Genomic DNA, 21,618 nt, shown 5'->3' with positions numbered 1-21,618 from the left:
TGGATCCAGACACACCCTAGCGCATTAGCCTGCTCTGTGGCATGCTTCCGTTCATTGCATAAATGAGAAGAAAATTGCCATGTCATCGTCTGAAAAACCACCATTTATTCTGGTAGATGGTTCATCCTATTTGTTTCGCGCCTTCCACGGTCTGCCTCCCCTAACCAATTCAAAAGGTCAGGATACCGGTGCCATTTATGGCGTGATCAATATGCTTAAGAGCCTGATCAAGCAATACCAGCCAACGCATATTGGTGTAGTGTTTGACGCCAAAGGTAAAACTTTCCGCGATGACATTTACCCGGAATACAAAGCAAATCGCCCGCCTATGCCGGAAGAACTGCGATCGCAAATCGAACCGCTGCACGCGATCATTCGCGCCATGGGATTACCCATTATTATTGAGGAAGGCGTAGAGGCCGATGATGTTATTGGTACCCTCGCCCGTCAGGCATCAGAGCAAGGTATTGATACCCTGATCAGCACTGGTGACAAAGACATGGCTCAGTTGGTTAACCAGCACGTTACCCTGATCAATACCATGACTAACCAGCTTATGGATGTTGAAGGCGTAAAGGAAAAGTTCGGTATTCCACCTGAACTGATTATTGATTTTCTGGCGTTGAAGGGCGACAAGGTAGATAACATTCCAGGTGTACCCGGTGTAGGCGATAAAAGTGCACAGGGCCTGTTAAATGGCATTGGCGGTATTGACGCTATTTACCAAAACCTCGACAGCATCGCCGGGTTGTCTTTTCGCGGCGCGAAAACGCTCGGTCAGAAAATGGCAGAATACGAAGAGCAGGCCCGACTATCTTATAAGCTGGCCACAATCGACGTAAACCTTAACCTCGATTACTCTCCAACTTCTCTTGCGCCTGTGCCGAGTGACAATGAGGCACTGGCTACACTGTTTAGCGAATATGAATTCAAGCGCTGGTACACGGAAGTGACGTCCGGGCAGGTAGCCAGCACGCTTGCATCAGCGGCTAACAAAGCTGAAGAACCTGAAGTAAAGCAGGAAGAAATCGCGCCACCAAGCAGTGACACCATCGACACAAACTATACCACCGTGCTGGATGAAGCCACTTTTGAGCAATGGCTAACCACGCTTCATAACGCATCGTTAGTGGCGTTTGATACCGAAACAACCAGTCTGGATTATATGGAAGCAGAGCTGGTGGGCGTGTCATTTTCGGTTGAGCCTGGTGTAGCAGCGTATGTTCCGGTTGCACACGATTATCCTGGAGCACCCGATCAACTGGATCGCAACTGGGTACTGGATAAACTGAAGCCCTGGCTGGAAAGCGCCGATCACAAAAAGGTGGGGCAGCATTTAAAGTACGACAAAAACGTGCTGGCAAATTATGGGATCACGCTTCGCGGCATCGCATTTGACACTATGCTGGAATCCTATGTATTAAACAGCACAGCAACACGCCATGACATGGATTCCCTTGCCCAAAATTATCTGGGTGTTCGCACGGTCCACTTCGAGGACATCGCAGGCAAAGGGGCTAAACAACTTACGTTTAATCAGATTGATCTGGACAAAGCCGCTTATTATGCGGCCGAGGACGCCGATATTACATTGCGCTTACATCAGGTGTTGTGGCCTAAACTACAAGCGGAACAGTCCCTCACTAGTATTCTCAGTGACATTGAAGTGCCGCTAGCGTCTGTATTGGCCCGAATGGAGCAATACGGAGTACTTATCGATTCTCAGCAGTTGTTACAGCAAAGCCAACAATTGGCGATCCGTATTGTTGAATTAGAAAAGTCGGTACACGACATGGCTGGTGAGGTGTTCAATTTAAGTTCAACCAAGCAACTTCAACAGATTTTGTTTGAAAAGCTGGAGTTACCAGCCATCAAGAAAACGCCCAAAGGCGCCCCTTCTACGTCTGAGGAAGTATTACAGGAACTTGCGCTGGATTATCCGTTACCGAAACTAATCATGGAGTATCGTGGATTAACCAAATTAAAGAGTACCTATACCGATAAACTACCCAAAATGACCAATCACCGTACGGGTCGGGTACATACGTCATATCATCAGGCCGTTGCAGCGACTGGCAGATTGTCATCTACTGATCCGAATCTGCAAAACATCCCTATCCGCACAGAGGAAGGTCGCCGGGTTCGCAAAGCGTTTATTGCACGTAAAGGCTATCAGATTGTGGCGGCGGATTACTCTCAAATTGAATTGCGCATTATGGCCCATTTGTCTGGCGACAAAGGCTTGCTGGATGCCTTTGCGCACGGCAAGGATATTCACCGGGCCACCGCGGCTGAAGTGTTCAACGTGCCAGAGTCAGAAGTGACTGACAATCAGCGCCGCAGTGCCAAAGCCATTAACTTTGGTTTGATTTACGGTATGTCGGCGTTTGGACTTGCCAGGCAGTTAAATGTGAGTCGTCAGGAAGCACAGGAATATATGAACCTGTACTTTACCCGTTACCCTGGTGTGCTGTCGTATATGGATACTACCCGGGAATTTGCCAAGGAACACGGATACGTAGAAACCGTATTTGGTCGCAGGCTTTACCTGCCAGACATTAAGGCTAGTAATGGCGCTCGTCGCAAAGGTGCTGAGCGTGCAGCGATTAATGCGCCTATGCAGGGAACAGCAGCCGACATTATAAAAATGGCAATGCTGCAGGTAGACGATTGGATTCAACAGAGCAACAGCGATGATGTCATCATGATCATGCAGGTTCACGATGAATTAGTGTTTGAAATTAAACACGAAAACATTGATGAGAATATTGCCAAGATCACAGCCTTAATGGAGCAGGCGGCTGCTCTCGCCGTGCCGCTGAAAGTAGAAGCAGGCAAAGGTGAAAACTGGGAAGAAGCCCACTAAAATTGGTAAATATATTACGGAAAAGCGCTTTCCATTTGTTAAAATTTGTTTAAATTCTGCCTTATTCGGTAATTTTATTACACTTTTGACTTGCATTTTCTTCAGTCTTCGGTACTCTTAGCTATGTAGGGTACAGAGGTGAGAAATCGTTTTTCAAACCTTTGATTTAAGCTCCAGCCATTGCTGGGGCTTTTTTTTGCCTGAAATTAGTCTGAATACTGAGATCGGCAGGTAATGGTAGTGAAGAGTGGGTACGCTCAGTTACGAGAAATTGCTGGAAAGATAGAGGCGTCAACAACCGAATTTAACGTGAAGTTTCGTGGTTAAAAAGACTTTAGTTCCTCGAACCGACATGAATTTTCAAAATAATTTAGAACACAACCATTTGTTTTAATTGAAGTTTTAAAAAAGTTTAAAAAAAGATACAAATAATCTGAACTTTCAGGTGAATTACGTACTCTTATTATCGGTTTTTTTATGTGTTTTCTCTCAGTCCTTAAACCCCATTCAGTGAATGGGGTTTTTTTTTGGAATCCTGTGATAGGAAGCATGCCAGCCACAACAAAGAGGCGGACTTTGCCTCTCTAATGCATGATGTAATTACACAGGTTCGGATTCGTCGCCCTTGTGTCTTTCCAGCCAGGTATCCAAAATCGATTCCAGCTCAGGCACCCCTTGTCTGCTCAGTGCAGAGAAAGTGTGTACGGTTACATCCCCCATAAATGCTAATACGGCTTCACGGGCCATTAACAGTTGTTCCTTGCGTTTACCGGATTTCAATTTATCCGCTTTCGTAAGCAAGGCCAGTACGGGTAATCCGGCATCAACCGCCCATTGAATCAAATCCTGATCGAGATCTTTGAACGGATGTCGTATGTCCATTAATACCACTAACCCTTTCAGGCTTTTGCGCTTTTGCAAATACTCACCCAAAGACCGTTGCCATTTTACCTTCATGGCCAAAGGCACTTTGGCATACCCGTAACCGGGTAAGTCCACTAACCGGCGATCAGGTTCCAGTTCAAATACGTTGATTAGCTGGGTACGACCCGGTGTTTTACTGGTCCGTGCCAGATTTTTCTGACGGGTAAGGGTATTCAAGGCGCTGGACTTACCCGCATTAGACCGCCCTGCAAAGGCGACTTCAATGCCGGTATCGTCTTTCAGATGCGAAATATCCGGTGCGCTGGTAAAAAATGTTGCTTTGCTGTAATAACTCATCGTGTTACTCAAAAGTCAGTTCATCTGCTACATTGGTCTTAGTTCAATAATAAACCGATGTAATTCCATAGTTTTAGCATGGAATAGGTTTTTCTGACGCGTTAAATGTGTAAAATACGCATGATATCACGTATATCAAGATGACCGTCGGATCCTTGTAAGAGAATTATTATGAAAAAACTGTGTTTGTTGGTTTGTTTAACCCTTGGGCTTACCGCTGCTGTACAGGCAGAAGGCACGCCTGAGGCTGGTAAAGCGAAATCAGCTGTCTGTGCTGCCTGTCACGGACCTGATGGAAACAGCATGATCGAACTCAATCCTAAGATTGCCGGACAACACGAAAATTATCTTGTTAAGCAGTTAACTGAATTCCGCCTGGCATCTGCTACTGGTGGTGCAGAAGGCCGTAACAACGCGGTAATGAACGGCATGGCTGCAGCACTGAGTGATCAGGATATTGCTGATTTAGCTGCATACTTTTCCAGCCAGGAAGCTCAACCAGGTGCCACACCGGAAAACTTTGTTGAACCAGGTCAGGCTTTATACCGTGGTGGCGATGCCTCTCGTGGTGTAACTGCATGTATCGCTTGTCACGGCCCACAAGGCAATGGCATGCAGTTAGCTGGTTTCCCTGATATCAGTGGTCAACATGCTTCATACACCGCAGCGCAGCTGAAAGCCTTCCGCGCTGGAGAGCGTCACAACGACATGAACGGTATGATGCGTGACATCGCGTCTAAGCTTACTGACGAAGACATCGAAATTCTGTCTAACTACGTTGCAGGTTTACACTAAGTTATTGATTAACGGCGAATGTTAATTTTTTGTAACACTCGCTGTTGTAATCTTATACAGATGGTGTATCCTAGTTGGCGTCGTGAAACCTGTTGTGAAACAGTCCGACTCTAATAACAACAATATTTATACAGGATGATCTATAAAGCGTCAGGAAGACCCAGAACAACAATTTGCTCTGTTAAAAAGAACAATAAGGGGAGCACTGCAGGACGCCAGCCGCACAGAGAAGTGCACTAACGGGAGAGGTGTCATCTGACACTCATTTATGAAGGTGATGGTGTGATACCATCGCCTTTTTTATTGGCTGTTGAATATGAAACTATCCTGCCCGCTGTGTAAAAGTCATCATATCTTTGCATTCCATGCCGACAAACAACGGAGTTACCACCGCTGCAAATCTTGTGCGTTAGTCTTTGTTGATCCACAACAGTTACCGGATAGCACTCAGGAACGCCGCGAGTACGAACTACACGAAAACTCACTTCAGGATAACGGCTATCTGGCTTACCTTGCCAGATTGTACGATTGCCTGGCCCCCCACTTGCGCAACAATATGACCATGCTGGATTATGGCTCGGGTCCCTGCCCGGCACTTGCGCACATTTTTGCAGAGGCAGGCTATGCTATGGATTGTTATGACCCCTTCTTTGGCCCCATGGAAATTGCAAAAAACCAGTATGATGTGATCACCGCAACGGAATCTATAGAGCACTTTCACGCGCCCATTAAGGAGTGGAAACACTGGATGACATTGTTAAAACCTGGCGGATGGCTGGGGATCATGACTAAACGCGTGTTAGATCAGCCGCGGTTTGCCAATTGGCATTACAAAAATGACCCTACGCATGTGAGCTTTTTCTCAGAGGACACTTTCAATTGGCTGGCAGCGCAATATCAGTTAAATGTCATTTTTCCGGCCAACGATATTGTATTGATGCAGAAGCCTGGCTGATTACAGGGTATAATGAAATAATTCACGCTTAATAACGAGTGTTCGGTAAATGACAAAGAAAAGAAAATCGCGCAAAGTAGGCTTAATCGGCGTTCGAAAGGATCCTGATTACGTACATGAAAAATCCTCTGGCCGCGTAAAGAAGCACAAAGGCAAGCCTCCTGGTAGTCGTCACAACGTTGAAACGAAAAAGCAGCAGGCATCGTCTGGCTCGGTATCGAAAGATCCTCGCCATGGTAGCAAGAAGCCTGTTCAGTTAGTTAAAAGCACGGTAAAACCAGCCCAGCGCAAGTTTGCTACGCCTGCACAGGAGCTGGCGGCGCTTGAAGCGGATGACCGCTTGTCGTCGCTACTCGATATGCTCGACGAAGGCGAGGCGCTTACCCAGGAACAACAAAAGTACGTTGACGAAAAGATGGCGCGCCACCGTATTTTATGTGATTTGATGGGTATCAGTTCAGACGATGATGAAGACGACGATTTAGATGATTTCGACAAGCTCGATGCCATCAAAATCGACGATTACACCAGGTAGTGTTAGCGATGTGGTGGTATTTGCTTGCCTCTGTTGGCTTAGTGATCATAGCGGTATTAGGAGTCTATGCTGGTAAGCTGATATTTCAGTTACAGGCTCAAACTCAAAAGCAACAGGCTGCACGTGCTCAACGGGTCGAAACCATACTTGAAAGTATTCATACGATTTCCAGAGCCATGCAGCAGCAACAATGCAATGTGTCGGAGGGCGCGATCCGTATTTGTCGGTTATTTGCCGCCCTGCCTGACACCACACCGGTGGATTACAAGGCGCAATTTCCGGCCATTCATGCATTGTTTGTGGATGTGAGTGGATTTTCGATTTTGACTGATCGCAAAGCGTTAACCAAGCAACAACGCTTTGCCGAAGACAAGGCGCGGGAAATTATTGAAGAACAACACGAATCCATTGTGCTTCGCGAATTACCCGCAATCATTGCGTATTGTGAGACCCGTCAGCCTTCTCTGGCTAATTCACAGGTAATTTTATAATAATGGCAATCGTTGGCGTGGTCGTTCACCATGCCAACTGCCTGCATAAATGCATAGCAAATTGTCTCCCCCACAAATTTGAAACCCGCCTTTTTTAACGCCTTCGCCATAGCCTTAGACTCTGGAGTCGAAGTAGGAGCAATACGGTAATCGCGCCAGGTATTCACGATGGTTTTGTGGTTGGTGAACTGCCAAATGAAATCGCTGAACGATTGTGTTTCCGTTAATTTAAGGTAAGCCCTGGCATTCTGAATAATCGCATTAATTTTTGCCCGGCTACGAATAATGCCTTTGTTCGTCATTAACCGTTCAACATCTTCGTCGGTCATGGCGGCTACTTTTACCGGATCAAACTGATAAAATGCTTCTTCAAATGCAGGCTGTTTTTTCAATATGGTTATCCAGCTCAGACCGGCCTGTTGACCGTCCAGACACAGTTTTGCAAACAGCTGCTGAGAATCATACTCAGGCCGGCCCCACACTTCGTCGTGGTACTGTTGATAAATAGGATCATCTGATACCCAACCGCAGCGCTTTATCGTCATCACATTCCCCTCAGGTTAAATCCGCAAGCAATTCGTCTTTTGCGGCCCAGAATAGCAAGCCAGTGCTAAAAAGCCCCGAAAATCCGCATTTGGGCCGATTAAATCACCCCTTAGGCCTACATTCACAGGCTTTCAGAATGTATACTAACCCACCTTTAAGTCATCAGTCAGTTACAGTCGTTAATGTATGCACAAGTACGATATTAAAACATTTCAGGGTTTGATCCTTGCCTTACAGGATTATTGGGCCAGACAAGGCTGCGTTATCATTCAACCACTGGATATGGAAGTGGGCGCAGGTACATTCCATCCCATGACATTTTTGCGCTCTTTAGGCCCGGAGCCGATTAGCAGTGCTTATGTACAACCTTGCAGACGTCCGACTGATGGCCGCTACGGCGAAAACCCAAACCGTTTACAACATTACTATCAGTTCCAGGTAATGTTAAAGCCGTCTCCAGATAATATTCAGGAGCTGTATCTTGGCTCATTGAAAGAGCTGGGATTTGACCCGCTGGTCCACGACATCCGGTTTGTTGAAGACAACTGGGAATCTCCTACCCTTGGCGCGTGGGGCCTGGGCTGGGAAGTCTGGCTAAACGGCATGGAAGTGACACAGTTTACTTATTTCCAACAAGTAGGTGGTCTTGAGTGTAAGCCGGTTACCGGCGAAATTACTTACGGTCTTGAGCGTCTGGCCATGTATATTCAGGGCGTAAACAGCATTTACGACCTGGTGTGGACCAACGGCCCAATGGGCACCGTTACTTACGGCGATGTATTCCACCAGAACGAAGTTGAGCAGTCAGCTTACAACTTTGAGCATGCTAATGTAGCAGCGCTGTTTAACACCTTTGACGAGTGTGAAGCTGCCAGCCAGTATCTGATTGAACAGAACCTGCCATTACCAGCCTACGAACAGGTAATGAAGGCGTCTCATGCATTTAACCTGTTAGACGCACGTCACGCTATCTCTGTAACAGAAAGACAGCGCTATATTTTAAGAGTAAGAACCCTGGCAAAAGCCTGCGCTGAGGCCTATTACCAGGCCCGCGAAGCGCTGGGATTCCCGCTTTGCCAGAAGGAGCAGTAACAGTGCGTACCGAGAATTTATTAGTTGAATTAGGCACAGAAGAACTGCCGCCAAAAGCACTGATGCAGTTGGGCAGCAGTTTTGCCAATAACGTTGAAGAAGCACTTAATCAGGCAGAGCTATCATTCAACAGTGTTACCTGGTATGCCGCGCCCCGTCGTTTAGCCGTTCGTGTGGAAGCACTGGTAGACAGCCAGCAGGATAAAGTGGTTGAGAAGCGTGGCCCTGCCGTAGCGGCAGCTTTTGACGCCAACGGCCAAGCTACAAAAGCCGCGTTGGGCTGGGCTAGCGGCAACGGCATTACCATCGATCAGGCCGAACGCCTGGTAACCGATAAAGGTGAATGGCTGATGTACAAGGCTTCCGTAAAGGGCCTGGGTATCAGCGAATTGCTCGAAGGTATTGTGAGTCAGGCAATATCAAAACTGCCTATTCCAAAGCCGATGCGTTGGGGTAACTACAACACGCAGTTCATTCGTCCGGTTCACACGTTGTGTGCCTTATATGGCGGCGACCTGATTGATATTTCCGTACTGGGACTTACCAGTGGCCGTACACTGCAAGGGCACCGTTTCCATGGTGAAGCGCGCTTTGAATTGGATCACGCAGACAACTACCTGTCTGCCATGCAAGCCCATTTTGTTGTGGCTGACTTTGCCACTCGTGCGACGACTATTGCACAGTCGTTGAATGAGCGCGCTCAGGCTTTGTCGTTAATTGCAGATTACAATGAAGATTTGCTCAACGAGATTGCCGCGCTGGTGGAATGGCCGGTGGTAATGCAAGCCAGTTTTGACGAAGCCTTCCTGCAAGTACCCAAAGAAGCGCTGATTTACACAATGAAGGACGATCAGAAATACGTTCCGCTTCTGCATAGTGATGGCAGTCTGTCGAATAAATTCCTGTTTGTTAGCAACATTGATAGTCAGGATCCAAGCCAGGTGATTGGTGGGAACGAGCGCGTTATCCGCCCTCGCCTTGCTGATGCAGAATTCTTTTTTAATACCGATAAGAAGCACAGTCTTGCGTCGCGTTTGGATTCCCTCGACACCGTGTTATTCCAGAAGCAACTCGGCACACTTAAAGACAAGTCTGACCGCATCGCTTCCTTGTCTGGTTATATTGCGTCAGTTATTGGTGCAGATGAGCAGCAAGCCAATCGCGCGGGTTTATTGTCTAAAACGGATCTGATGACCAATATGGTCAGCGAGTTTCCGGATGTACAAGGTGTAATGGGCAAGTACTATGCCCTTCACGACGGCGAATCTGAACTGGTCGCTAATGCACTGTATGAGCAATATTTGCCACGCTTTGCAGGAGACGTATTGCCCTCTTCATTGGAAAGCGCGGCGGTAGCACTTGCTGATAAATTTGACACACTGGTTGGCATTTTTGGTATTGGTCAGTTGCCGAAAGGCGATAAAGATCCTTTTGCACTGCGCCGTGCCGCAATTGGTGTGCTGAGAATAATCACTGAAAAATCCCTGGTTGTGGATTTAGAAGATGTTGTTGCCCGTGCAGTTGCTATCTATGGTGACAAGCTAACCAACCCAGACACCCAGCTCCAGGTGGTTGATTTTATTCTTGGTCGATTCAACGCATTGTTGCAAGACCAGAACATCGAGATCGACGTTATTCAGGCTGTTTCGGCCCGTCGCCCTACTCAGCCAACAGACTATCTTGCGCGCGTAAAAGCGGTAGCTGAATTCAAAACGAATGATGCGGCAGAAGCCCTCGCTGCTGCTAACAAGCGCGTTGCCAACATACTTGCCAAGAACAATGTTGAAGGCGATTCTATCGTTAACGAAGCGCTATTACACGAAGCCGCCGAACAGCAATTAGCCCGTGATATAAACGCTATTAGCGATAGCATTTACAAAGCGGCTGCCGAGCGTGACTACGGCCATGTATTGAGCACGCTTGCAACGTTGCGCCCCAGTATTGATGCATTCTTCGACAACGTAATGGTAATGGCTGACGACGACGCGGTAAGAACTAATCGCCTGGCGTTGTTGCTTGCCTTACGTGAGCAGTTCTTAACAACCGCAGATGTATCATTACTTGCAAAGTAAGGCGTTATTTAGATAACAGTGTGGCTTGCCTGGTTATGTTTTTGGCCAGGCTTAGCCCGCTGAGTGTTGGAGTTGTAATGCACAAATACAGGTTATTACTTGCCCCCATTGTCATGCTACTTACGGCATGTTCGCAAACGGCGCAGTACCCTATTTTTACCCCTCAAAAGCCTGAAATCGTGTTTAGTGATTGGTATTTAAGAGGCATTTTTAACTGGTGGGAAGCCCAACCTCGCTATCAGCTCATGTCGACTAAAGATGGTTGGTATGTTGATGTAGAGCTTATTGCTGACCAACAGCCCTACGACTTCAAGTTCTCTAACGCAACCTGGTCAACCGAGCAAACCTGTGGCAGTAGTTATAAAGGTTATGCTGTTTCTGTGAACTCAGACACCGTACTTACCTGCGGCGAGTATGCGGAGAATCTACAGTTCACGCCCATAAAAACAGGAGTTTATCGGTTTACGGTAAAAGGTAAGCGAGCGAGCGGCATAGTTCTAACTGTTACAAAAAAGCCCTAAACTATTGTATTTAAATAAAAAAGCAGGCTAACGCCTGCTTTTTTATTTTCCGAAATATCTATGTTATTTTAACAGCTTATCTTACCGGCTCCGCATGCGCTGCAGATCTAAAAATAGCGTTTAAGAACATAACGTTAAGTCCATCCAGATACGCCCGTGTTGTGGGCTCCTGAGTAAATGCGATTACCATTCCGCGACCTAGTGGCTGATGAATAAGAAACGGCTTGTAGGCCAGCTGCGCTTTGTTTTCTTCCCACAGGTATCCACTAGCCAATACATCCTCTTTCGACTTAAACCAGGCTACGTTTTCGCCACTTTCTAATTTTACCGGGGAATAGATGTCATTGCCGTATACCATTGCAATGACTTCTGGATTTACACCAGCTGTCAGCCAGTGTTCCTGATCGACTTCGACCTTAGCGAGAACACCTGCAACGCTATCTGGCATATCCGTATCATTTTCTATGGCAAGAATAAGGTCGGCTTTTGATTCGATGAGTTGGCCGTCAATCAAATCACTGTCTTTTGGTGATGACGAGCCGTCTTCACTGTAAGCAAGCTCACGCTTGGCATCCAACAAGCCAGCAGCTTCACTGGCAGCCCATTGCGTAGCATCAGACATGGTAATCAACACACCACCACGGCTTACCCAACCAGCCAGATTCTCAGCGCCCGATTTACCCAGGTCCCGACTGTAATTACCTGAAGGTAGGATCAACACTTGGTACTGACTCAAATCTGCACGTTGCAAACGATCAGCGCGAATAGCGGTTACCGGATAGTTAAACTGTTGCTCTATCACAAATCGCGTATTGCCTGCACTCAACGAACTGGTAGGTTCGTCCCACGCCATAGCAATTTTGGGTGCCGTCATATGGACAGTTTTTTCACTTCCAAAGCTTGGGCCTTTGGTAACCCAACTGGTATCCACACCCACTATCTTTGCGCCCGTTTGCTCTGAAAGTGTTTGCATTGTTTGTGGTAACGACGATGCGTTTGCATGGCGTTCAATCACCAGTGTGCCCGCGGGATAGTTTACGCCTTCCAACGTAAATGCTTCATCTGCGCTCTTCAGTGATATGCCAGCTTGCAGCGCCGCTGTGAGTAATCTTCCTGCCGCCATATCACCCCAAGGCACAAGATACGCTACCTTTGCATCTGCGTTTATAAATGGCTGAACAAGCTTGTCTGTTTCATCTACCAACCGACTTTTTACTTCTACGGCCTTACCACAACGCGCAGTATCGATATTGAACATCAAGGGTAATGACCATCCGGTTACGTCGTATATCTCGTCTCTGAGCTTTCTGGCTCGTCTGCGCTCCTGCTCATCAACGAATGCTTGAGGCATATCTACTTGTTCGGTAAATGTAGTTTTTACAAATCGCCCTCTTGGCTGTGCGGTGTCAATAATATAGGCACCAGCCTGGTATCGTTCACCACAGGCTTTAAAGTCTTCTGTTGCCTGCTTTACTATCACTCCATGTTTAGCCATTAATGTAGCCAGGCGATGTGTTCCTGCAACGTCCCGGGTATTTGGCAGAATAAAGCTGCGTTCTTTTTTATCGTTCTCACCCGCTTCGATGGCCTCTACCTGGTAGTCATAGAAGTCTGTGAGTATCTTCTTGCGGTTTTCTGCGGTTGCCTGTGCAGTGCTTAATGCGGCCACAAAATGGCGTTGTACCGTGTCGCGGTAATGTTTTATTTCACCTGTGCGTGTTTTGTATATTTCACCGCGGGTTGATGCTACTTCATAAGTGGCAGCAGAGGCGCCGTAAAACGTTGGCCAGCTGTCACCATACCCAGGATAAAAGCCATCAAATACCTCACGGGTAAAATAGCTAAAGCCAAAGTCATCGAAATGTCTGGCGTTATTCTTTCCAATAATGTCGTTGTTGGCTAATTGATCTGGCTGCATGTATGGATTAATGGGTTGTGCTGCGGGAACAAAGAAGTAGGTGTCATCTCCCCCCATTTCGTGTAGGTCAATCACTACCGTTGGCTTAAAGTGATTGATAGCTTTGATACGTCCAGCCGTTTCAGGTTGTGTTATTGCCAGCCAATCGCGATTCATATCGAACAGGTAGTGATTGCTTCGTCCTCTTGGCCATGGTTCATTGTGCTCAGCACTTAACCTGTCATCACTGTGCACCATCCCAACTGTTGCGTAGTAATGACTTATAAAACGGCTTCGCCCATCCGGGTTTTGCAGTGGATCAATAAATACCAGTGTATTACTCAATATTGTTTTATTTACCGGGTCTTCTGGTGCAGCCAGCAAATGATAGGCTGTTTGTATAGCTGCGTCAGTGCTGCTTATTTCGTTTCCATGTACCCCATGTTGCAACCAAACTGAACTGGGTAAAGACGCTATAATTTGATTGGCTTCGCCTTTGCCCAGACTTTTTGGGTCAGACAGCTTTTGCATATTGTTCGCAAACGCATCCAGATTAGCCAGATGTTCTGCGCTACCCACCACTGCATAAATGAGCGCTCTGCCTTCCCAGGTTTCGCCATATTTAACTAGCTTTATGTTATCAGGTGCGGCTGAAGCAAGGGCTTCAAAGTATTTTATCAGGTCGGCATGGCTGGTGATTCGCTCGCCCACCTTGTAGCCCAGGATACTTTCTGTAGTGGGAATATTGGCATTGTAATTCACACCTGGCCAATAGCTGAACTCGGTAGTTGGCATATCATTAAATGATTGTGCGAGTGCATTTCCCGTAAATGCGCTCGAAGTTAAGGCAACAATGCACGAAGCAATCATTGTTTTACTGATTGTATTGAGTTTTCCCATAGTTTTTCCAGTCGTATCTTTTTAGCTATTTTTTATTATTTAAGCATGCTTCAAGCGCTAACACTATGTAAGTTGCAGTAGGTTTTCGTGCTGTGGTCGAAAATAATAAGCCCGACTAAAAGTCGGGCTCGGTATTAACTATTTTATGTGGACTCTTTATTACTACACATCCAGGTTTTCTACGTTTAGCGCGTTTGCTTCGATGAATGCACGACGCGGTTCTACCTGATCACCCATTAATGTAGTAAACAGTTGGTCGCAACCGATAGCATCCTCAATGGTAACCTGAAGCATACGACGGCTGGCTGGGTCCATTGTGGTTTCCCAGAGCTGGTCAGGGTTCATTTCACCCAGACCTTTATAGCGCTGAATATACTGACCGCGCTTAGCTTCGCCCATCAACCAATCCAATGCTTGTTTAAATTGGCTCACAGGCTCTGTGCGCTCATTACGCTTAATATAGGCACCTTCTTCCATCATGTTATTGATGGCATCGTTCAGGTCGCGTATACGCTTATATTCAGCTGATTCTATAAAGTCTCGACCCAGATTGTACTCGTAGTCGATACCATGCATTCGCATAATAATTGAAATGTAGAATTCACTACGCTCTTGATCGCGTTTGATTTCAAACTTATACAAAGCGCCATCAGTTTCTTGTGTTTCAAGCGCTTCAGTAAATTCCTTAGCAAATGAAGTCAGCGCATCTTCATTATTCAAATCGCTAGTTGAGAGCGTTTTAGTGTAAATCAGTTTATACCAAAGACTTGGAGGCATTACACGATGCATTCTGGCAATCATTTTTTCAATTGCCTGATATTGATTCACCAGATTTTCTAATGCTACACCTTTAATCGCTGGCGCATTTTCTGAAGTGAAAAGTTCTGCACCATCTACCGCAATAGATGTAAGGTAGTTGGTTAATGCGTCATCATCCTTCAGATACTGCTCTTGCTTACCCTTTTTCACTTTATACAATGGTGGCTGTGCAATATACACATAACCGCGTTCAATAATTTCGGGCATTTGACGATAGAAGAATGTCAGCAACAAGGTACGAATGTGTGAACCATCCACGTCGGCGTCCGTCATGATAATTATGCTGTGATAGCGCAATTTGCCAGGATCATACTCATCTCTACCGATCCCACAACCCAGTGCAGTGATCAGCGTAGCCACTTCCTGAGAAGAAAGCATTTTGTCGAAACGCGCTTTTTCTACGTTAAGAATTTTACCTTTCAGAGGTAATATTGCCTGATTCTTACGATTACGACCCTGTTTGGCAGAACCACCTGCCGAGTCACCTTCCACTATATAGAGTTCGCTAAGTGCCGGGTCTTTTTCCTGACAATCTGCCAGCTTTCCTGGCAATCCAGCTAAGTCCAGTGCGCCTTTGCGGCGAGTCATTTCACGCGCTTTTCTCGCAGCTTCACGAGCTCGTGCAGCATCTATGATCTTACCCGCGATGATTCTACTTTCAGCAGGGTTTTCCAACAGGAATTCTGCCAGCTTTTCGTTCATGGCTGATTCTACTGCTGGACGTACTTCAGACGAAACCAACTTATCCTTTGTTTGAGACGAGAATTTAGGATCGGGTACTTTTACCGATACAACCGCAGTTAAGCCTTCACGGGCATCATCACCACTGGTGGTTGTCTTGGCCTTTTTGTTCATACCCTCGGTTTCCATATAGTTATTAAGCGTACGGGTAAGTGCGCCACGGAAACCTGCTAAGTGTGTTCCACCATCACGTTGTGGGATGTTATTGGTAAAGCAGTAGATGTTTTCCTGGAAGCCATCGTTCCACTGCATAGACACTTCTACTGAAATGCCATCTTCACGTTCACTAGAGAAGTGAAATACCTTCTGATGAATGGGTGTTTTATTTCTATTCAGATATTCAACAAACGCCTGGATACCGCCTTCATAATGGAAGTGATCCTCTTTACCATCACGCTCATCTCTTAGCTTAATGGATACACCTGAGTTAAGAAAAGACAGCTCACGTAGTCTTTTAGCCAGGATGTCATAGTGAAAAAGCGTGTCAGAGAAGGTATCACTGCTTGGCCAGAATCGAACGGCTGTACCGGTTTTATCGGTATCACCAATCACAGCAAGTGGCGCTTGAGGTACACCATGTTGATATTCCTGCTCATGCGTTTTTCCACCGCGACGAATAGTCAGTTTCAATTTTTTAGACAATGCGTTTACAACGGAAACACCTACGCCGTGTAGGCCACCAGACACTTTATAAGAATTGTCGTCAAACTTGCCGCCGGCGTGAAGTACCGTCATGATTACTTCAGCAGCAGACACCCCTTCTTCTGGGTGTAATGCAGTTGGAATACCACGACCATTATCTGATACAGATACAGAGCCATCAGTGTGAATTTGTACGTTGATTTCGGAACAATAGCCGGCTAACGCTTCATCTATGGAGTTATCTACAACCTCGAATACCATGTGGTGCAAACCAGTACCATCATCGGTATCACCAATATACATACCCGGGCGCTTTCTTACGGCATCCAGTCCTTTCAGAACTTTAATACTGGAAGAATCATAAGTGTTCTGTTCTGACATTTAGTTCTTACTCCTCGCTCACGCTACCATGTTCCACGTGAAACATTTTTTTGTCTTTATATTTATGTACAAATTCAAGTTGCTCTTGCTCAATGGCGGTAACAAATACTTGCGTCCCGGTGTCGATTAAGCCATCAATGAATCTTTCTCTTTTGTCTGCATCGAGCTCTGCGCCTATATCATCCAGTAAGAAAATACCGTGGCGTTGAGTCTCTAGCGTAAACAGTTTTGTTTGCGATAACTGCAGCGCGGCTACAGCCATTCTCAATTGCCCTCGAGACAATAATTCCTGCGCCTGCACACTATTTACTTTAAACCTCAAATCAGCCTTATGCGGTCCAACTGAGGTATGTCCAATTTTCAGGTCGTAAGCCATTTTGTTTTCAAGACTATCACTTAAAGACCTGTCTTTTTCCCACCCCTTATAATACGAAATTTCTACGGAAAACTCAGGTAGAAATTGCTCACAAGTTGCGTTAAATAGCGGAATTAATCGTTCTACATAAGAATTTCTGAGTGAATCTATACGTTCCCCCAGTATATTGAGTTGTTGATCCCAATAAGCCATCTGTTCACGTTCTAGCCGTTGCACAATTCCAGCCTTAAGCAACGCGTTTCTGTTTTTAAGCACTTTTGCATATTGCTTCATTAGCCCTGCATAAGATTGTTCCACGTGAAACAATCCCCAATCACAAAAGCGACGACGCTCTGAAGGCGAGCCAATAACGAGATCGGTACTTTGAGGCGTGAATAACTGAACAGGTACAAGACTTACCAAATCGCTAAGGCGATTTGAATGCTCTCCATTAATACTGCATTGAAACTGGTCGGATAAACTTCGGGATAATCCAATTTTCGATACTTCGTCAACCTCGTTGCGGCACTGCGCAAAAATAGTGAAGGCATCGGATTCACGCTGAATTACAGACTGATGTTTGTTCGTTCTAAAAGAGCGACCAAAACCCAGATAGTGAATGGATTCCAGTAAAGAGGACTTCCCACTCCCATTCTTTCCAATGATAATACTCAACGAAGGTGAAGGATTAAGCAACGCAGAATTGAAATTACGAAATGTAGTTAATGATAGTGAGGTTAAAATCACATTCCTCTCCAACTACTACACGTTCGCGCAGAACGAAAAATGCCCAGGGATACTGAATAAATCATTTCAAATCACATGGGCATTTTAATACAAATAAAATCGACTTAAACGCAGCAAACTACAGACGCATCGGCATGATAACGTAAAGAGCGGCTTCATTCTCGGCGTCTTCTATAAGCGCACTGGAATTAGCATCGGTCAGATTAATCTTCACGTTGTTCGACACAAGCGAATTCAATACATCAATCAAATAAGCAACGTTAAAACCAATCTCCAGAGAATCGCCCTGATAATCAATATCTACAATCTCTTCGGCTTCTTCCTGCTCTGGGTTATTTGCCGTGATTTTTAATTCACCCGGAGAAATATTTAATCGAACGCCGCGGAACTTCTCGTTCGATAAAATAGCAGCCCTGGAGAAAGCGTCTTTGAGCACATCTTTTCTGGCCAGAATGATCTTATCACCGTCTTTGGGTAATACGCGGCGATAATCAGGAAAGCGACCATCTACTAACTTACTGGTGAAAATAAAATCAGAAGAGAATAAACGAATGTGATTTGCACCAATCTGAATCTTTAACAACTTATCGTCGTCTTCAATCAAACGGGAAATCTCTAATACACCCTTACGGGGAATAATAACCTGACGAGCAGACAAGGTTGCAGCCGTGTATTCCATACGACATAAAGCCAATCGATGACCATCGGTAGCCACAGTGCGAACCAAATGCTCTTCGGTTTCCAATGACATACCATTCAGGTAATAACGTACATCCTGTTGTGCCATCGAAAACTGAACACTGTCGATGAGGCGCTTCAAATTAGCGCCAGACACTTCAAATTCCAACTCACCTTCCCAATCTTCAAGATTAGGATAATCACTGGCAGACAATGTAGACAGTGTATATCTGCCGCGGCCAGCGCGAAGCAACGCCTTGTTGCCATCCAATGAGAAGTTGATTTCGCTACCTTCCGACAATCCACGGCAAATATCGAATAACTTTTTAGCCGGAACAGTAATTTCGCCTTCAGCAAAATCACCTTCTAATTTAACACTAGAGATAAGTTCAACCTCTAGATCCGTGCCGGTTAACCATAGTGCGCCTTCACTTACCTTAATGAGCACGTTAGACAAAATTGGCAAAGTGTGGCGTCTTTCAACAGCACCAGAAACAAGTTGTAATGGTTGTAAGAAATTTTCCCGGCTGATGGTAAAGTTCATCGAATTCTTATCTCGCCTTTGTTTGTGATAGATTTAAGAAGACAGTGTTCTGATTAAGTTTTTATAGTCTTCTTTTATATCATGACTTTCTTCTTTTAGCTGCTCTATTTTGCGGCAAGCGTGGAGCACCGTTGTATGGTCTCTGCCACCAAACAAGTTACCCAATTCGGGTAAACTGTGATTGGTTAACTCTTTCGCTAATGCCATGGCAACCTGCCTAGGCCGAGCAACACTGCGACTGCGTCGTTTAGACAGGATATCAGATACTTTGATTTTATAATAATCAGCAACCGTTTTCTGAATATTATCCACCGTAACCAGCTTTTCCTGCAGCGCTAACAAATCGCGCAATGCTTCACGAACAAAATCGATAGTGATTGGTCGCCCGGTGAAATTCGCGTTTGCGATAACCCTGTTTAGTGCCCCTTCCAGTTCGCGAACGTTGGAACGTAATCGTTTGGCTATAAAAAACGCCACTTCATTAGGTAGCTGGATATTATTTTCTGCCGCTTTGCGCATCAAAATGGCAACACGCGTTTCTAGTTCCGGTGGTTCTATGGCAATGGTTAATCCCCAGCCAAAACGCGATTTTAGTCTGTCCTCTACCCCGTCAATTTCCTTTGGATAGCGGTCTGACGTCAGTATGATTTGCTGGTTACCTTCTAATAGTGCATTAAAGGTATGGAAAAACTCTTCCTGAGAACGCTCTTTATTAGCAAAGAACTGAATATCATCGATGAGTAGCGCATCCACAGAACGATAAAAACGTTTAAAATCTTCAATGGCATTGTTTTGTAGCGCTTTAACCATGTCCTGTACGAAACGCTCGGAATGCATGTATACAATCTTTGCATCTGTTCGATTAGCCATAATCCCATTGCCAACAGCATGCAATAAGTGAGTCTTACCTAAACCGGTACCGCCGTAAATAAACAATGGATTATAGGAACCACCCGGATTATTCGCTACCTGACTCGCTGCCGCTCGGGCTAGCTGGTTACTTTTACCCTCAACAAAGTTATCAAACTGATAATTAGGGTTGATATTACTCTTGTGACTCAAGCCTTCCGGAATAGGCACAACAGTCGCTGTCGATGCTGGCTTTACCGGTGCAGGCTTTGGTTGAATAGTCTGAGCAGACACAACAGGTGCTACTACTACGTCTCTACGAACAGAATGAGTAGCGGAATTTACCGCAGAAAAATTGTGCGCGGCTGGCGCGGACGGCGGAGAAACGGGTACCGCAGGCGCACTGGCAATGCTATGCGAAGCCGACCGACGCTGAACAACTTCAAAACGAAGTTGTGGCGCATCTGTGCCTGCAAATTCTATAAATAACTGATTGATTTTATCGCGATACTTTTCGCGAACCCAATCAAGAATAAACCGATTCGGAGCATACAAGGTTACAGCAGCGTGATCCTGTTCAGATGTAAGTGGTCTTATCCACATCACAAATTGCTGAGTCGGCAGTTCCTGGCGCAATCGCTCCAGACACTGGTTCCATAAAGACATATTATTATTATGCTCCGTTATAGCTGAGGGCTTTTATTTATTGGTTTTCAGAGTTTCTTTATATATTTGGCAACGCAAGCAAAGTAATGCAATGTGCGATCTACTTTGTTGGCAAAATTGCGCTGTGTGCGCACAGCCTGTGGATTATCTTACTTATTCGATCCAAAGTAAATCAGGATCGCAAATTTTATTCCAGTCACACAACATATCTATTTGTAAATTATAGTAAAACTTAAAATAAAATTCCGGATCACAATAATCCGATCCACGATCCTGTATAGGCGATCAGTATTGGATCATTTTAAGATCCATGCCAATTACAATAAAAAAACTTGTAATTCTGTGGATAATTTAACTTGACTATATAGTTATTCACAGGTAGCGATCCAAACTAAACAACCACTGCGCAAAATAAACCGTTTATTTAACTAATTAAGCAGTGGTTACCATTGACACAAGCCCTTTAGATCTCTAGAATTCAGCGTCCTTTTGCAGTGCGATGTGTTTTTATCGTGATGCAAATAAGTTTGTTTAACCACGATTAGTGAGACTTTGGTCATGAAAAGAACATTTCAACCGAGCAACCTAAAGCGTAAACGCTCTCACGGTTTCCGTGCACGTATGGCGACTAAAAATGGTCGTAAAGTACTTGCAGCCCGCCGTGCTAAGGGTCGTGCTCGCCTTTCTGCTTAATGGTATTTACCAAAAGTGGGCGAAAACCAGTTTTCCAGGGAGTTAAGGCTACTTGCTCCCTCCCACTTTAAATTCGTCTTCGACAACGCTACTCCCGCAGTTTCTCCTACTTTTACCGTTCTAGGTAGAGTTAATCAGCTTAATCATCCTCGTATTGGCATTACATTAGCCAAAAAGCGTATTCGCAAAGCAAATCAGCGAAACAGAATAAAACGCCTTATTCGAGAAAGTTTTCGTCATCGTGCACAACAGCTCCCCAATATTGATATAGTGGTGGTTGGCAAAACCGGTGCAGACAACTTAACCAATGATGAAATCTATGCGGTACTGGACAAGTTATGGAACAAGCTCGCAAAACGCTGCAGTTCGCATTAATTGCGATTCCACTACTTATCATTTATTTCTACCGGTGGTTTATTTCTCCACTGTTAGGACAGCGATGTCGATTTCATCCCAGTTGCTCGGTGTATGCCTTAGGCGCATTAAAAACACACGGATTGTTAATTGGCGGTTGGTTATCTATCAAACGCATATTAAAATGCCACCCTTTGCACCCTGGTGGGTACGACCCAGTACCCCACAACGAACATAACAAACACTCAAAATAAAGAG

Annotated in this window: 18 protein-coding genes; 11 read left to right on the top strand and 7 right to left on the bottom strand. The window is 45.4% G+C overall.

The window, feature by feature from the left end; genetic code table 11:
• The first annotated feature begins 79 nt into the window (after positions 1-79).
• Complete coding sequence (gene polA, locus FJ444_RS09510) at positions 80-2,866, top strand: DNA polymerase I (RefSeq protein WP_140957999.1); 2,787 nt, start codon at positions 80-82, stop codon at positions 2,864-2,866.
• Between the two features lie 600 nt (positions 2,867-3,466).
• Here polA and yihA read toward each other — a convergent pair.
• Positions 3,467-4,087 carry a ribosome biogenesis GTP-binding protein YihA/YsxC gene (yihA, locus tag FJ444_RS09505; protein ID WP_140958068.1) on the bottom strand — a complete coding sequence of 207 codons (621 nt, stop codon included), beginning with the start codon at positions 4,085-4,087 and terminating at the stop codon, positions 3,467-3,469.
• 171 nt (positions 4,088-4,258) lie between these two features.
• Between yihA and FJ444_RS09500 the strand changes: the two genes are divergently transcribed.
• The 4 genes from FJ444_RS09500 to FJ444_RS09485 all read left to right on the top strand — a co-directional run bounded on the left by FJ444_RS09500 (position 4,259) and on the right by FJ444_RS09485 (position 6,863).
• Positions 4,259-4,882 (top strand): cytochrome c, encoded by a 624-nt coding sequence (locus FJ444_RS09500; RefSeq protein ID WP_140957997.1) that lies wholly within the window; start codon positions 4,259-4,261, stop codon positions 4,880-4,882.
• 316 nt (positions 4,883-5,198) lie between these two features.
• Positions 5,199-5,837, top strand: coding sequence for a class I SAM-dependent methyltransferase (locus FJ444_RS09495; RefSeq protein WP_140957995.1), 639 nt, complete (start codon positions 5,199-5,201; stop codon positions 5,835-5,837).
• A gap of 49 nt (positions 5,838-5,886) precedes the next feature.
• Positions 5,887-6,372: a Der GTPase-activating protein YihI gene (gene yihI / locus FJ444_RS09490; RefSeq protein ID WP_140957994.1), complete on the top strand. Its 486-nt coding sequence runs from the start codon at positions 5,887-5,889 to the stop codon at positions 6,370-6,372.
• 8 nt (positions 6,373-6,380) lie between these two features.
• Complete coding sequence (locus FJ444_RS09485; protein ID WP_140957993.1) at positions 6,381-6,863, top strand: DUF2489 domain-containing protein; 483 nt, start codon at positions 6,381-6,383, stop codon at positions 6,861-6,863.
• On the opposite strand, the gene FJ444_RS09480 is transcribed toward FJ444_RS09485, so the two are convergent.
• Positions 6,827-7,408, bottom strand: coding sequence for a DNA-3-methyladenine glycosylase I (locus FJ444_RS09480; RefSeq protein WP_140957991.1), 582 nt, complete (start codon positions 7,406-7,408; stop codon positions 6,827-6,829). The two genes, FJ444_RS09485 and FJ444_RS09480, sit on opposite strands and share 37 nt — an antisense overlap.
• A gap of 187 nt (positions 7,409-7,595) precedes the next feature.
• Here FJ444_RS09480 and glyQ point away from each other — a divergent pair, with 187 nt between their 5' ends.
• The 3 genes from glyQ (at position 7,596) to FJ444_RS09465 (ending at position 11,094) form a co-directional block, all read left to right on the top strand.
• Complete coding sequence (gene glyQ, locus FJ444_RS09475; protein WP_140957990.1) at positions 7,596-8,501, top strand: glycine--tRNA ligase subunit alpha; 906 nt, start codon at positions 7,596-7,598, stop codon at positions 8,499-8,501.
• 2 nt (positions 8,502-8,503) lie between these two features.
• Entirely contained in the window at positions 8,504-10,573 is a 2,070-nt protein-coding gene (gene glyS / locus FJ444_RS09470) for a glycine--tRNA ligase subunit beta (RefSeq protein WP_140957988.1), read from the top strand.
• Between the two features lie 77 nt (positions 10,574-10,650).
• Complete coding sequence (locus tag FJ444_RS09465) at positions 10,651-11,094, top strand: hypothetical protein (protein WP_140957987.1); 444 nt, start codon at positions 10,651-10,653, stop codon at positions 11,092-11,094.
• A 76-nt stretch (positions 11,095-11,170) separates the two neighbouring features.
• Here the strand turns inward: FJ444_RS09465 and FJ444_RS09460 are convergent, their stop codons facing one another.
• The 5 genes from FJ444_RS09460 to dnaA form a co-directional block, all read right to left on the bottom strand.
• Positions 11,171-13,891 carry a M14 family zinc carboxypeptidase gene (locus FJ444_RS09460; RefSeq protein WP_140957985.1) on the bottom strand — a complete coding sequence of 907 codons (2,721 nt, stop codon included), beginning with the start codon at positions 13,889-13,891 and terminating at the stop codon, positions 11,171-11,173.
• 162 nt (positions 13,892-14,053) lie between these two features.
• Positions 14,054-16,474 (bottom strand): DNA topoisomerase (ATP-hydrolyzing) subunit B, encoded by a 2,421-nt coding sequence (gyrB, locus tag FJ444_RS09455; protein ID WP_140957983.1) that lies wholly within the window; start codon positions 16,472-16,474, stop codon positions 14,054-14,056.
• A 7-nt stretch (positions 16,475-16,481) separates the two neighbouring features.
• Positions 16,482-17,576, bottom strand: a complete 1,095-nt coding sequence (recF, locus tag FJ444_RS09450) for a DNA replication/repair protein RecF (RefSeq protein ID WP_140957982.1) — start codon at positions 17,574-17,576, stop codon at positions 16,482-16,484.
• 118 nt (positions 17,577-17,694) lie between these two features.
• Positions 17,695-18,798, bottom strand: a complete 1,104-nt coding sequence (gene dnaN, locus FJ444_RS09445; RefSeq protein ID WP_140957980.1) for a DNA polymerase III subunit beta — start codon at positions 18,796-18,798, stop codon at positions 17,695-17,697.
• 33 nt (positions 18,799-18,831) lie between these two features.
• Positions 18,832-20,313 (bottom strand): chromosomal replication initiator protein DnaA, encoded by a 1,482-nt coding sequence (dnaA, locus tag FJ444_RS09440; RefSeq protein WP_140957979.1) that lies wholly within the window; start codon positions 20,311-20,313, stop codon positions 18,832-18,834.
• Positions 20,314-20,871: 558 nt separating this feature from the next.
• Between dnaA and rpmH the strand changes: the two genes are divergently transcribed.
• Genes rpmH through yidD form a run of 3 tightly spaced genes read left to right on the top strand, consistent with a single transcriptional unit; the run spans position 20,872 to position 21,614 of the window.
• Positions 20,872-21,006 carry a 50S ribosomal protein L34 gene (gene rpmH / locus FJ444_RS09435; RefSeq protein ID WP_014290886.1) on the top strand — a complete coding sequence of 45 codons (135 nt, stop codon included), beginning with the start codon at positions 20,872-20,874 and terminating at the stop codon, positions 21,004-21,006.
• 15 nt (positions 21,007-21,021) lie between these two features.
• Positions 21,022-21,381 carry a ribonuclease P protein component gene (gene rnpA / locus FJ444_RS09430; protein WP_140957978.1) on the top strand — a complete coding sequence of 120 codons (360 nt, stop codon included), beginning with the start codon at positions 21,022-21,024 and terminating at the stop codon, positions 21,379-21,381.
• Positions 21,366-21,614: a membrane protein insertion efficiency factor YidD gene (yidD, locus tag FJ444_RS09425; RefSeq protein ID WP_217653449.1), complete on the top strand. Its 249-nt coding sequence runs from the start codon at positions 21,366-21,368 to the stop codon at positions 21,612-21,614. Before rnpA ends, yidD begins: the two co-directional genes overlap by 16 nt.
• Positions 21,615-21,618 lie beyond the last annotated feature (4 nt).

It is taken from the genome of Aestuariibacter sp. GS-14 (assembly GCF_006494365.1).
Lineage (GTDB): Bacteria > Pseudomonadota > Gammaproteobacteria > Enterobacterales > Alteromonadaceae > Alteromonas > Alteromonas mangrovi.
This window is presented reverse-complemented; position numbering and strand designations above follow the sequence as displayed.